11 protein-coding genes and 1 pseudogene are annotated in these 13,398 nt (G+C 54.8%); 10 read left to right on the top strand and 2 right to left on the bottom strand.

The features are described 5' to 3' along the window. The first annotated feature begins 19 nt into the window (after window positions 1–19). From GM30_RS09140 to GM30_RS09125, 4 genes and pseudogenes are all read left to right on the top strand, one after another. Window positions 20–698 (top strand): annotated as a pseudogene (locus tag GM30_RS09140) (enolase C-terminal domain-like protein). Window positions 699–700: 2 nt separating this feature from the next. Continuing rightward, window positions 701–1,582: a D-hexose-6-phosphate mutarotase gene (locus GM30_RS09135; RefSeq protein ID WP_049848364.1), complete on the top strand. Its 882-nt coding sequence runs from the start codon at window positions 701–703 to the stop codon at window positions 1,580–1,582. 9 nt (window positions 1,583–1,591) lie between these two features. Then, entirely contained in the window at window positions 1,592–2,710 is a 1,119-nt protein-coding gene (locus tag GM30_RS09130; protein ID WP_049848363.1) for a mandelate racemase/muconate lactonizing enzyme family protein, read from the top strand. Between the two features lie 2 nt (window positions 2,711–2,712). After that, window positions 2,713–3,432 (top strand): serine aminopeptidase domain-containing protein, encoded by a 720-nt coding sequence (locus GM30_RS09125; protein WP_049848362.1) that lies wholly within the window; start codon window positions 2,713–2,715, stop codon window positions 3,430–3,432. A gap of 36 nt (window positions 3,433–3,468) precedes the next feature. On the opposite strand, the gene GM30_RS09120 is transcribed toward GM30_RS09125, so the two are convergent. Continuing rightward, entirely contained in the window at window positions 3,469–4,182 is a 714-nt protein-coding gene (locus GM30_RS09120; RefSeq protein ID WP_049848361.1) for a FadR/GntR family transcriptional regulator, read from the bottom strand. A gap of 273 nt (window positions 4,183–4,455) precedes the next feature. On the opposite strand from GM30_RS09120, the gene ilvD reads away from it, so the two are divergent. The 6 genes from ilvD (at window position 4,456) to GM30_RS09090 (ending at window position 12,191) form a co-directional block, all read left to right on the top strand. After that, window positions 4,456–6,168: a dihydroxy-acid dehydratase gene (gene ilvD, locus GM30_RS09115; RefSeq protein WP_080993409.1), complete on the top strand. Its 1,713-nt coding sequence runs from the start codon at window positions 4,456–4,458 to the stop codon at window positions 6,166–6,168. A gap of 51 nt (window positions 6,169–6,219) precedes the next feature. Next, window positions 6,220–7,524 (top strand): FAD-dependent oxidoreductase, encoded by a 1,305-nt coding sequence (locus tag GM30_RS09110; RefSeq protein ID WP_049848359.1) that lies wholly within the window; start codon window positions 6,220–6,222, stop codon window positions 7,522–7,524. A gap of 11 nt (window positions 7,525–7,535) precedes the next feature. Then, window positions 7,536–8,432, top strand: a complete 897-nt coding sequence (locus tag GM30_RS09105; RefSeq protein WP_049848358.1) for an NAD(P)-dependent oxidoreductase — start codon at window positions 7,536–7,538, stop codon at window positions 8,430–8,432. Next, entirely contained in the window at window positions 8,432–9,193 is a 762-nt protein-coding gene (locus GM30_RS09100; RefSeq protein WP_238582626.1) for an HpcH/HpaI aldolase family protein, read from the top strand. The genes GM30_RS09105 and GM30_RS09100 overlap by 1 nt, the downstream gene beginning before the upstream one ends. A 64-nt stretch (window positions 9,194–9,257) precedes the next feature. Beyond that, window positions 9,258–10,607 (top strand): MFS transporter, encoded by a 1,350-nt coding sequence (locus GM30_RS09095; protein ID WP_049848356.1) that lies wholly within the window; start codon window positions 9,258–9,260, stop codon window positions 10,605–10,607. A gap of 60 nt (window positions 10,608–10,667) precedes the next feature. Beyond that, window positions 10,668–12,191, top strand: a complete 1,524-nt coding sequence (locus GM30_RS09090) for a UxaA family hydrolase (protein ID WP_049848355.1) — start codon at window positions 10,668–10,670, stop codon at window positions 12,189–12,191. A 72-nt stretch (window positions 12,192–12,263) separates the two neighbouring features. On the opposite strand, the gene GM30_RS09085 is transcribed toward GM30_RS09090, so the two are convergent. Further along, window positions 12,264–13,398 (bottom strand): GMC family oxidoreductase (locus GM30_RS09085; protein WP_049848354.1); only part of this gene is annotated, 1,135 nt, incomplete at its 5' end.

Below are 13,398 nucleotides of genomic sequence, written 5' to 3'. Positions count from 1 at the left end.
TGATGCCCTGCTTGCCCAAATGGAAGGTTTCCTCAGCGCAGGCTATCGCACGGTCAAAATGAAAATCGGCAGCGAGGATGTTGAGGACGATCTGGTTCGCCTGTTGGCGGTACGTAACTTTGTAGGACCATCGATTAACATCGCCGTAGATGCCAACAAGAAGTGGTCCTCGGGTGATGCGGCTCGTCGGATGNAATCAGGTCGGGCTGTACTGGCTGGAAGAGCCTCTGCTCAGCGACGACATCAACGGTCACCGTCTGCTGTGCCAGAAATGCCCGATTCCGGTGGCCGTTGGTGAAAGCCTGTACACCAAATACCAGTTCGCTCACTGGATCAGACAGGAGGCCTGTGACTACATTCAGCCGGATGTGTATCGGGTGGGGGGAATTACCGAGTTTGTGAAAATCGCGAAATTAGCTGAAAGCCACAACATCCCCGTAATCCCGCATTTCGGTATGGAACTGATGGCGCATCTGGGCTGTGGCTTGCCCAATATCCAGCTCTTCGAGGGGTTAAAGGGGGCGAGTCTGCACGAGATGGGAATAATTTCTCAATCCTGTCAGGTCGTAAACGGCACCATTCGCCCAGGCGAAGCACCAGGACATGGCATCACGTTCGATCGTCCCGCGCTGGCGCGCTATGCGATGAACGACGATCTGTTACGGCAGCAAAATGTCACTACACGGACGGATGTCTGACGATGAACATAATTAAACAGCTATTCGCTCTACCGGTGCTGGAGACGCTCAGCCCCGGTATTACCCGGCGGAAAATGGATGAACTGGATATTCTGGTGATACAGACGCCCTACTGCGACGCCGCCGTAGCCTTACAGGGTGCGCATCTGCTCGCCTGGAGACCGTTGCGACAAACAAATTCCGTACTGTGGTTAAGCGATAACACGCCGTTTAAAGCCGGCATTCCCCTTCGTGGCGGAGTGCCCGTTTGCTGGCCGTGGTTCACCGACCTTGGCGGTGAGCCATTTCATGGTTTTGCCCGAATTATGCCGTGGCAGTTAACGACGCTCGACAGTGCCAGAACCGCCCTTTCTCTGACATTGCGCCTTTGTGAGACACCGCAAACTCGCCAGTGGTGGAACCACACTTTTCAACTGGAGCTGACGCTGAATTTCACGGCAGAGATCTGCGAATTGCTGCTAACCGCTCACGGTAATTACAGCACCACCGCCGCCCTGCACAGCTATCTCGCGACGTCAGATATTCGTACTACGCGTATTCACGGAGTGGGAACGCAAGGCTACGACACTGTTGCCGGGAAACCGCGACAAAATCTGCCATCGCCACTCTCCCTGAAGGGCGAATTTGGCGCGATCTGTTCGGATGCGGAACCGCAGACGATGCTCGTCACCCCGGACAGAACCCTGACGCTCACCCATGTCAATAACAGCAACGTGGTGGTGTGGAATCCCTGGCAGCAACGGGCTGCACAGACAAGCGACATACCGGATGACGGCTGGCAACACTTTGTCTGTCTGGAAACGGCGGCGATCGATCGCCCTCTTGTCAGCACGCCTCAGCATCCCGCATCTCTGGGTGTGCAGTTCGCGCTCTCTCATCATTAAGGACATTTTATGCGTATTACGAACATAGATAGCTTTCTGGTCCGTCTGCCTTATACGCCAACAATGACGCGCACCACCGATAAAGAAGGTCTCTTTAATGCCGCGCGGTCGCTAAACCCCACCCTGGATGCGCTGCTGGTGAGGGTCGAAACCGATAGCGGACTTACCGGTTGGGGAGAAGCATTTGGTCACGCCTGTAATCCCGCCAGTATGGCGCTGTTAAGCGGATTACTCGCCCCATTCTTTACAGGCGAAACGTGCGACGACACAGAGGTGTTGATGCAGAAAGCACACTATGCCTTTCACAGCTATGGTCGTGGCGGCGCCATGATGTATGCACTTTCCGCACTGGATATCGCCCTGTGGGATCTGCGTGGCAAAGCAGAGAACCTGCCGCTGTGGAAATTGCTCGGCGGCACGCGCTCCGAGGTTGAGTTGTATCCCAGCCTCGCCAGTTTCGACGGAAATGTCGCTAAACTCATGGAGTGTATTAATCCCTTAATTGAAAAGGGTTATCGGCATATTAAACTGCACGAACGAGATCCGCAGGCTATTGTGGCGGTTGCCCAGGCGCTGCCGGATGAGGTCACTCTGATGGTTGACACCAACTGCGCATGGAACGCGCAGCAGGCAGAAGAGATTCTCCCTCAACTCCATGCTGCAGGTGTCGACTTTGTTGAAGAACCGACATTCCCACCAGAAAACATAAGCCAGCTCCGTTACCTGCGTCAGATGACGGGCGCACGCGTTGCCGCAGGAGAAAACTTTAACAACAGCGAAGAGTTTGTGTTGAGTATGGCGCTTGATGCAGTAGATGTACTTCAGCCCAGTGTCGCCAAAATTGGCGGTATCTCCGCCGTACTGGACATTATCAAACACGCGCGCGCGCATAAGAACGTCAGCCTACTGCCACACTGTTTTTATTATGGTCCCGGGCTCCTTGCCAGCGCCCATCTGCTCAGCGTGTTGCCAAAACCCGTTCCACTGGAAGTACCATGGCTGATGTTTGAACAAATCCTGCATCCGTTTATGCATTTCGAACCTGTGATGGAACTGCCACAAGCGCCGGGTCTGGGTTTTAACCCGGATATCGACGTACTGGAACGCCATCTGATTGCGAAGGGATAAAAGTGGACATTGTTATTTCTGACCGTCTGATTGCCAACACGCCTGCGCTCTGGTTTCGTCCAGCAGACGGTAATGCCAGCCGCAGACCGCTCATCGTACTGTTTCATCGCTTTATGGCCTCCCGCGAGTTAGATGCCAATCTGGGTTATATGCTCGCGAAGGCAGGTTACAGCGTGGTTTGTCCACAGGCGGCGCTGCATGGGGTGAAGGATGATGCAACGCGTCGCGCCGCCTCTTTCTGGCCGATCCTGCAACACACCCTGGATGAGCTTCCCGTATTAATCGCAGCGTGTCAGCAGGATAATCTGGGCGATATTTCTCGACTCGGCTTGCTGGGTACCTCAATGGGCGGTTTTGCGGTGCTGGGGGCGATGGCACGTTATCCGGCTATTCAGGCCGGCGCCGCCTACATGGCAAGCGGTTATTTTACCGACGCCATCCCTGCGATTCATCCTCCTTCAGGCAATATGAGTGCAGATTGCCTGTGCGGATTGGCCCCTTACGACGTCGCAGGAAAAGAAGCTATTCTGGCTCAACGCCCCCTTTTTCTCTGGCACGGTGAGCAAGATACGATTGTCGACGTACAGTACACCGAACGCCTCCGGGAGGCTATCAACAGTGATTCACTGACCTGCATCATCGATCCACACGCAGGGCATAAAATCACGCAGTCATCCGTTGAGGAAGGCCTCCTGTTTTTCCGTCAATCCTTACCGGTTTAACTCGAGCAGCCCGGTATCACCGGGCTTTGTGCGCAATCAGTCGATCTCTTTATCCACATGCTGGACGATCAGATCGGCAACGCGCGCTGAGTTCTTCGCCGCCAGCGCGTCCATAATCGCTAAGTGCTCTTCATGCAGCACCTCGGTCTGCTCCGGTGTGAAACCATACTGCCGCCATGCCAGCACCCATAAATGGTGCAACTGCTCCTGCATGTTGATCAGGATCGGATTGCCGCCCAACCGGGCCACTTTTTTTTCAAAACTCAGATCCAGCGCGCTGTCATCATCATCGCAATCCTGGCTCGAGAATTTTTCCCGGTTAAGCTCGATCAGCTCCCGTAGCTGGTTAATCCCAGACTTATTGGCGCGCCAGGCGTAGTCTTCAAAGATGGCTCGCTCGATTGACGTCCGTGCCACAATCAGATTACGCAAGAACTCTTTTGTCACCCCACCTTCGATCAACCTTTCAAGACTATGGGTATCGCTAAGCGACACCGCCGGGGGTTCCGTCAGGAAGGTTCCGCTGCCCACGCGCGTCTCAATACGTCCGGACGATTCGAGTACCTTCAGCGCCTGACGCACCGAGGTACGGCTGACATTGAGCATACTGGCGAGCTCGCGCTCGGATGGCAGACGCTCACCCGGTTTGATCTGTTTACTGTCGAGGAAATTAGTGATGTGTTGGATGATCGACTGAAAAACGTCCGTGCGCTTAATGGGGATCATCGTGAATTTATTTTTATCCGGCATACCATTACCTCTTCACAACGACATATCACACTTGTGAGCAGTGGCTTTCACTGCATTACGTCGTACTCAATCACTGCGGCGAAAAAATTGGATGGACCACTATATCATTGTTGGCCGTTCTGCGCCCTATCTTTCCCTCCACAAGGATCAAAAAGGCAAAAACCCCCCCGTTTTGTGACCTTTATTGCATTTCCCTTAAAAATTGGTTGGACAACCAACCCAACAAGAGGATATTTCGAATCATAAAACCACAACCCAATAAAGGAATTCATGATGTACAGAAGCAATTTTAAGCCGGGCTCGACCCGCTGGGCAGTACGTCGTGCGCAATGGCGCAGCATGGGGATCCGCGAAGAAGACATGCATAAACCGAAGATCGCGATCATCAATACCTCCAACAAGCTCTCCTGCTGTTATGTCCATCTGGACGAACTTTGCCGGATCGTTGAGCAGGCCATTCGTGACGCAGGGGGATTACCCTTTGAAGTGCGCACTGTCGCACCCAGCGACTTCGTGACCAGCGCGGGAAAAAAAGCGCGGTATCTGATGCCGACCCGCGACCTGATGGTGAATGAAGTGGAATGCATGATGGAAGGCGCCGTGCTGGACGGCATGATCTGTCTCTCCTCCTGCGACAAAACAACACCGGCACACCTGATGTCAGCCGCACGACTGAATGTGCCGTCCCTGCTGCTGACCTGCGGCTACCAGGTGGGTGGCAAGTGCTCGAACGAGAAATTTGACGACCAGTTCTTCGATATCGATGACGTTTACGAGCAGGTAGGAGCCCTGGCAACCGGTGCGATCAGTGAAAAAGATCTGACCGACATGACCGATGTCGCGATCCAGTCGCCGGGCGTTTGCGCGGGTCTGGGGACGGCCAACTCTATGCACATCGTGGCTGAAGCATTAGGCATGACGCTACCTGGCAACTCGCCCATCTGGGCCAACGGCCGCAAAGTGAAAGAGTACGCACAGGCCGCCGGGAAACGCATCGTTGAACTGACCCAACAGCAGGTTCTACCACGCGAAATCCTCACAGAAAAAGCTATCCAGAACGCGGTCATGACAGTGCTGGCCGTCGGTGGTTCGGTGAACACCGTTCGTCATCTCTCCGCAATCGCCACCGAAGCTGAACTGCCGATCGATGTCGTCAGCCTGTATGAAAAATACGGTAAAAACATCAAGTTACTAACTTCTGTTCGCCCTAACGGTCCGTTCCGTACAGAAGATCTGGAAGCAGCGGGGGGTACCACCGCGGTGATGAACCAGCTGCGCGATTTCCTCAATCTGGATGCGCTGACCGTCACGCAACAAACCGTGGGTGAGAACATTAAAGACGCAGTGGTGAAAAACCATGAAGTGATCCGCAGCCTGAATAACCCGGTCAGCCAGCGCCCTGGCGTGGCGATCCTGCGCGGCAATCTCGCCCCGGATGGTGCCATCGTCAAACTTTCTGCCGTGCCGGGGGAACTGGAGCAGTTTACCGGCCCAGCCAATATCTACGAAGGCGAAGACGAAGCCATTGAGGCATTGGGTGAAGGCAAGATCCAGAAAGGCGATGTGATTGTCCTGCGCAACATGGGCCCGGCAGGCGGCCCCGGCACAGTATTCGCCTGTAGTTTCGTGGCGGCGCTGAACGGCGCAGGGATCGCTGAATATGTCGCGGTGATCACCGATGGCGAACTTTCCGGTCTGAACCGCGGCATTATCGTCGGTCAACTGATGCCAGAAGCGGCTGCTGGCGGGCCACTGGCGGTGATCGAACAGGGTGAGACCGTACACATCAACTTCGTCGATCTCAGTATCAATATGGACGTGCCGCAGGAGGTGATTGACACCCGGTTGGCGCAGTGGCAACCCAAACCTCTGCCTCTCGGCGGCGGCAGCGGCACATACCTGTCGCAATATGCGCAACTGGTACAGCCGATTGCACAGGGCGCGGTGCTGGGTAAACGCCGCATCCATGCAAAAAACGTCGATTAAACATCACACAACAAGGGTGAATGTTCACCCTTGTTGTGAAGGAGGCACATCATGCAAATCTGGTACGAAGCCGCCAGGGAACTCCCCATCGCATACGACGTTGAAGTTCTGATTGTGGGTGGTGGTCCAACCGGTGTTGCCGCAGCCACCGCAGCTGCGCGCGCCGGGGAAAAGACACTGCTGATCGAACGCTATGGTTTTTGCGGTGGTATGGCGACCGCAGGCATGTCAGGAGCAATTTGCGGACTATTTACCTCGGGTAAAGGTCCTCATGAGCAGTTAGTACACGGCTTTGCCGGTGAGTTTTACCAGCATCTGAAGCATCGCGGCGCCGTCAGTGATCCCTTCCCGTTCGGCGAGACCTGTCTGGTGGTTCATGAACCACACACCTGGAAAGAGATCGCCGACGATCTGCTGGCCGACAGCGGCGCTAAGGTGTTGTTTCACACCCTCGCCACCGACGTGGTGATGGAAGGCAATCAGCTGCGCGGGGTGATTATTGAAAATAAAAACGGCCGGCAGTTAATTACCGCGCGCCGTTTTATTGATGCCACTGGTGACGGTGATCTGTGCGTAAAAGCCGGGGTGCCTTATACCTGCGGACGTAACGGGATGGTGCAGTACCCCACGATGGTGTTCCGCATGGGCAATGTCGATATCGCGCGCGGCATCGGCCATCCTGTGGATCAACTAGAGACATGGGTGGAAGCCGCGCAGGCCCAGGGTTTCTACCTGCCACGCAAGCATATTTATCTGCTGCCCTCCCCACGTCCCGGCGAAGTCATGTGCAACGTCACCAGCATATTACGCGATGACGGTAGGCCCATTGACGCGACCTGCGCGGAAGATTTGACCTTTGCCGAGCAGCAAGGGCGTAAGCAGGTACGTGAATATGAACGTTTTCTGCGTGCATGGGTGCCGGGGTTCGAAAACGCCCGGCTCAACGATGTCGCGGCGCAAATTGGCATCCGCCAGAGTCGGACGATCGAAGGTCAACGTTGCCTGTCTAATGATGATGTCTTTCAGGCCAAAAAAAGTCAGAGAGCCGTTGCCAGCAGCGCCTGGTGCATTGAAGCGCACGGGCAGGACGGCATCTTCATGTTCTATCTCGACAACGACTGGTATGACATTCCCTATGACACATTACTGCCAGAGGACGTTCCTAACCTCATCACTGCGGGCAGAACACTCTGTGCAGAACATGAAGCTCTGGCTTCGGCAAGAGTGACCGCGCAGTGCTTTTTAACCGGATATGCCGCAGGCACTGCAGCCTATCTGAGCCATCGAGATTGTTGCGCCTTCGATGAAATAGATGTTGCGGAATTACGCAGCATTATTGAATACCAAACTTATTAAGGGTGATACGCATGAAACCAGTTTTAGGCTTTATTGGTCTGGGCATTATGGGCAAACCGATGGTGCGCAACCTGTTGAAAGCGGGCTACACCGTCCATGCCTACAGCATTGTGGCACAGGATGTGGAAGAGATTTCCCGCGATGGTGCCGTCGGTCAGACCTCGGCGCGTGCCGTGGCGGAAGCAGCAGAGATTACCATCACCATGGTACCCAATACGCCACAGGTCGAAGACGTACTGTTTGGGGAAAACGGCCTCGCCTCTGCGCTGCGGGAAGGCAAAGTGGTTATCGATATGAGCACTATATCGTCCCTCGCCACCCGTCACTTTGCGGAAAAGATCAAAGCGCTGGGCGCGAATATGCTGGATGCCCCGGTAAGCGGCGGCGACAAAGGGGCGAAGGGCGGAACACTGTCGATCATGGTCGGCGGCGACGCGGACGTTTTTGCCCGCTGCCAACCCATCTTTGAGGTGTTAGGTGGGCGGGTAACGCATGTTGGCAGTCATGGCGCAGGTCAGGTAGTGAAATCCTGCAACCAGGTACTGGCCGCTGCCACCATGGCCGCGCTGGGTGAATCGCTGGTCATGGGTGCCAAAGCGGGCGTGGATCCGGCCAAAATTGTGGAAGTGCTCTCTGCGGGTTACGCACGCTGCGGCGCACTGGATATCCGTGGAAACCTGATCCTGGAACGTAACTTCGACCCCGGTTTCATGACCCGCTTACAGTACAAAGATCTCAATCTGGCGATGGAACTCAGCCAGGGTATTGACTCCCCGATGCCGATCGCAAGCCTGGTGCGTGAGTTGTACAAAACGTGCATGGCCCAGGGGACAGGAAACGAAGACCATTCAAACATTATTAAAGTCTTTGAGCAGCTTTCCGGCATCGAAGTGCAGGCAAGGAGTTAATGATGCGTTTCCCTGATTTCAAACAACGGCTCCGCGAGGGGCCACTACACGGTTGCTTTGTCACTTTCCCCTCTGCGGCGCTCACTGAATTTACCGCCGCGATGGGGTTTGATTTTGTGCTTATCGATAACGAGCACGGCAATATGAATCCAGAGACGGTAGAAGATATGGTACGCGCCTCGCACAGCCAGCAAGTGCCTTGTCTGGTACGGGTTCCGTACAACCGTGCCGAATACACGCGAAAAGCGCTGGATTTTGGTGCTGACGGGGTGCAGGTACCGCTGATCAATACCGTAGAAGACGCCCGCCTCGCCAGTCGGCCAACGCTGTTTCCGCCGCAAGGCGATCGCGGAGTCGCCTTCCTGCCACGAGCGGCAAATTATGGTATGTGCGCAGATAAAGCACGTTATCTGACCGAAGCCAACGCGTCGCGGGTGCTGTCTGTACATATTGAAACCGTGGAGGCGGTAGATAACCTGGATGACATTCTGGCTGCGGGACTGGCTGACGTTTATTTCGTCGGCCCGGGAGATTTAGCCGTATCAATGGGTTACGGACGCGATTTGAACCATCGTGACGTACTGGACACCATTGAACGCTGTATCCGCAAAATCGCCGCCAGTGGCAATATCGCCGGGACGTATGTCGGTACACCGGAACGCGCGGCAGAAGCGATAAACTGGGGCGCACACTACCTGGTGACGGCTATCACCCCGCATATGGTGAACGGCGCGAAACACTACTTACAAATAAAAAAATAACGCATTTGCCTTCACTACCCTACAACATCATCTGGCTGAGAGAGTCAGAACTGGAGAGTGCATTATGAGCACTAAAAATAATAAAACGCATGCCCGCTATTACATTCTGTTTATGATTACCCTGGTGTTAACGCTGGCCACCGGCGATCGCGCTACGTTATCCGTCGCGGGTCCAGAAATGCAAAAAGAGCTGGGTATTAGCGCTGTTGAAATAGGCTATCTCTTTTCCGCGTTCAGTTGGGCGTACGTCATCAGTATGACGCCCGCGGGCTGGGTCGCGGATAAAATTGGCTCTAAACGCGCCATGTTTCTGGGCATCTTACTGTGGTCAGTAATGACCGTTCTGATGGGGCTGGTCAGCTATATCACGTTTGTTGTCCCTGCCCTGCTAATCCTGCGTTTTCTGCTGGGTGTGTGCGAGTCCCCGGTTGGTCCTTCTGCCGGACGTATCATCGCCGCCTGGTTTCCTTCTCAGGAACGCGGTGTGGCCGGTGCCATCTTTAACAGCGCGCAATACGCCTCCCTCGCCATTTTCACGCCGCTGATGGCCTGGTTATGCCATGCCTTCGGTTGGGATCACGTGTTTATCGTGATGGGGGTCATTGGCATCGTGATTGCCTTCTGCTGGTCAAAGTTCTTCCATGTCCCCACTAAGCATCCCGGGATCAACAACGAAGAAATGGAATATCTGAAAGAAGGTGGCGCGCTGGTGGAACTTGATACCGTCCCCAGTATAAAAGATGAGCGTAAACGTGCCGGGCTGCAGGAAATCGCTCAACTGTTTAAAAGCAGGATGCTGATCGGCATTTTTATTGGCCAATACTGTATCTCGGCGATCACCTGGTTCTTTATGACCTGGTTTCCAATTTATCTGGTGAAAGAACGCGGTATGTCGATTTTACAGGCCGGATTTATGGCCTCGGTCCCGGCAATCTGTGGGCTGGTAGGCGGCATACTGAGTGGTTTTTTCTCCGACTGGTTGCTGCGTAAAACCAATAACCTGAGCCTGGCGCGTAAAGTGCCGATTACCATCGGTCTGACCATGAGCGCCAGCATGATCCTCTGTAACTACGTGGGGTCAGAAGCGCTGGTAATGTTCCTGATGAGCGCCGCTTTCTTTGGCAAAGGCTTCGGTTCACTGGGCTGGGCGGTTGTTGCGGATACCGCGCCGAAAGAGATTATCGGCACCACTGGCGGTCTGTTCAATTCCCTGGGCAACATTGCAGGCATCGTCACGCCGGTGGTGATTGGCTACATCCTGCAGGAAACTAACTCCTTTGCCAATGCGCTGGTCTTCGTGGGTACCCACGGCATCATCGCTGTCTGCAGCTATTGGTTCATCGTAGGCAAAATTGAGCGTCTGAAAATCGCCCCGCGTGAAGGCGCAACAGCCCTGCAAAAACGTGAAGTCTGAACCCTGAGTTCTGCTCGCCAATGCGCGGGCAGACGCTGAATAAAATAAGGAAGCACTGTAATGACAAAATCTCCGGTTATTCGCCTTGATGAAAAAGATAACGTTGTTGTCGCCCGGGTCGCTATCGCAGCTGGCACACCTATCGTCGGTGAAAATATTGTAACTCTGCAGGATGTGCCATTAGGTCATAAGGTCGCGACAAGACTGATTAAAAAGGACGAACCTATTCTCAAATACAATACCGTCATTGGTTTTGCGTCAGACGATCTACCCGCAGGTACCTGGCTGCACAGTCACAACATTGTATTTGAAGATTTTCAGCGTGATTACGCCTTCAGCCGCGATTATCACCCTGTACAAACCGTACCACCAGAGCAGCGACGTACCTTCAACGGCTATGTTCGCGAAGATGGTCGTGTGGGAACGCGTAATATTCTCGGTGTGTTTGTGGTTGGAAACTGTGGCGCAACAGTGGCGCGCAAAATTGCCGCACACTTTACGCAAGAACGTCTTCAGGCCTGGCCAAACGTTGATAACGTTGTCCCCTATGTTCACGAACTCGGCTGCGGTATGGAAATGAGCGGCGAACCGATGGACCTGCTGCGTCGTACGCTGGCCGGGTACATCAATAACCCGAATACTGCGGGTGCGTTGGTCGTCGCGTTAGGATGTGAGCGCAATAATATTCACGGGTTCTTTGAACAAATGGGACTCGAAGAGAATCCGATGCTGCGCAAACTGGTGATTCAGGATACCGGCGGTACGCGAAAAACCATTGACGAAGGTATCACCATTATCGAATCCATGTTACCTCATGCTAATGCGATCAAACGCCAGCCGGTCTCCGTGGAGCATCTGACCGTAGGGCTTCAGTGCGGAGGTTCCGACGGATTCTCCGGCCTTTCGGCAAACCCGGCGTTGGGTGTCGCGATGGACCTGCTGGTGGAGCAAGGTGGAACCGCAATCCTCTCAGAAACCACCGAAATATTCGGTGTTGAGCACACGCTTACTGCACGTGCAGTCACACCGGAAGTGGGGCAAAAACTCGTCGATTGCATCAACTGGTGGCTGGAGTACAACAAAGGACGTGATTGCCAGATTAATGGTCGGGTCAGCCCTGGCAATAATGCGGGCGGGCTGGCAAACGTACTGGAAAAATCGCTGGGCGGGGCGAAAAAAGGCGGGAGCTCTCCGCTGATGGAAGTATACCGTTACGCTTATCCCGTTACGCAAAAAGGCCTGGTATTTATGGATACCCCGGGCTACGACCCGGTCTCGGCAACGGGACAGGTTGCCGGCGGCGCCAATATGATTGCTTTTACCACCGGACGCGGTTCCTGTTTTGGCTCAATGCCTGCGCCGACCGTCAAACTAGCCAGTAACACCCCCATGTATCAGCGCATGGAAGAAGATATGGATCTCAACTGCGGTGTCGTCATTGACGGAGACGCAACATTGCGCCAGATGGGAGAAGCCATTTTTGAGAAAATTATCGCAGTCGCTTCGGGAGAACAGAGTAAAAGTGAAGCACTTGGATTAGGCGAAAACGAGTTCGTTCCCTGGCCGATTGGCGTACTGGCTTAACACAACAGGCTCGACATAACGAAAATAAAAAGAGCGCTCATCCTTCACAATGAGCGCTCCAGTCGCCACCTCTCAGAAATAATGCGATCCCATCGTCTGCAATCCATGCGTCGCTTTGATGAGATCGGCAGCTCGTTCACCGATCACCACGCAAGGCGCCATGATGTTGCCAACGGGGATTCTCGGCATAATTGACGCATCGGCGATGCGTAAATTCTTAATGCCATACACCCGCAGTTGCCCGTCGACGACCGACATCGCATCGCGCCCCATTTTTGCCGTACAGGACTGATGCCAGAAGGTCACCGCCGAGTTGCGCAGGAACTGTTCCATCTCGCGGCGCTCGCGGTACAACGGCGTCACTTCGCGCTTGATGAGGTTGTCAAAACGCAAATGGTTGCCAATGGCCCGACACAGCTCAACGGTCGCAAAGGCTGCTTCGAGATCCTCCGGCTCACTGAGCACGTTAGGATCAATCAACAGCGGATCGTCAGGATTCGCGCCCGTCAGTCGCAGGCTGCCACGGCTTTTCGGTCGCGCCAGCCCGGCGAACATGGTCCAGCCATGCTCGGGCGGGTCAATACCCACTTCCGGCGGTGACGGCACGGCGAATTCAAGCTGGCACTGCAGAAGATCCGGCGCATCAAGCCGCGAATCGCTCTTCCAGTACAGTGTCGACTCGCAGCCGCCCGCGTTGATCGGCTGCGGTGTGCGGTACTCCCATGTGCAGCCGAAAGCGATATGATCCTGATGGTTTTGCCCCACGCCCGGGTGGTGTTCGACCACCTCAATGCCGTGTTTGCGCAGTTCATGCTGCGGGCCGATCCCCGACTGCATCAGCACTTTCGGGGTCTGGATCGCGCCCATCGACAGGATCACTTCACACAGCGCACCAATACGGCAGAGCTGACCGTTAATCACCGCCTCAACGCCAACCACCTGTTTGCCTTCAAACAACAGGCGCGTCACCAGCGCGTGGGTCACCACCGTCAGGTTGGGCTGATACATCCGCGGATAGACATAGGATCGATAGAGCGACTGGCGACGGCCATCGCGAATGCGCAAATCGGCAATCGCCACGCCGCCGGGGCCTTCCATCATCTCACCGTTCGGGCTGTCAAAACGCGGGATGCCAAACGCGCTGGCGGCCTGCAGCGTGGCATGCACCAACGGCTGCGGTTCCGCCGCAGGGGCGACATACACCGGG

Origin of the sequence: Trabulsiella odontotermitis (assembly GCF_001188485.1) — a bacterium.
GTDB lineage: Bacteria > Pseudomonadota > Gammaproteobacteria > Enterobacterales > Enterobacteriaceae > Trabulsiella > Trabulsiella odontotermitis_A.
Note: the sequence above shows the minus strand (reverse complement) of the source record. Positions and strands in the feature narration are given on the sequence as shown.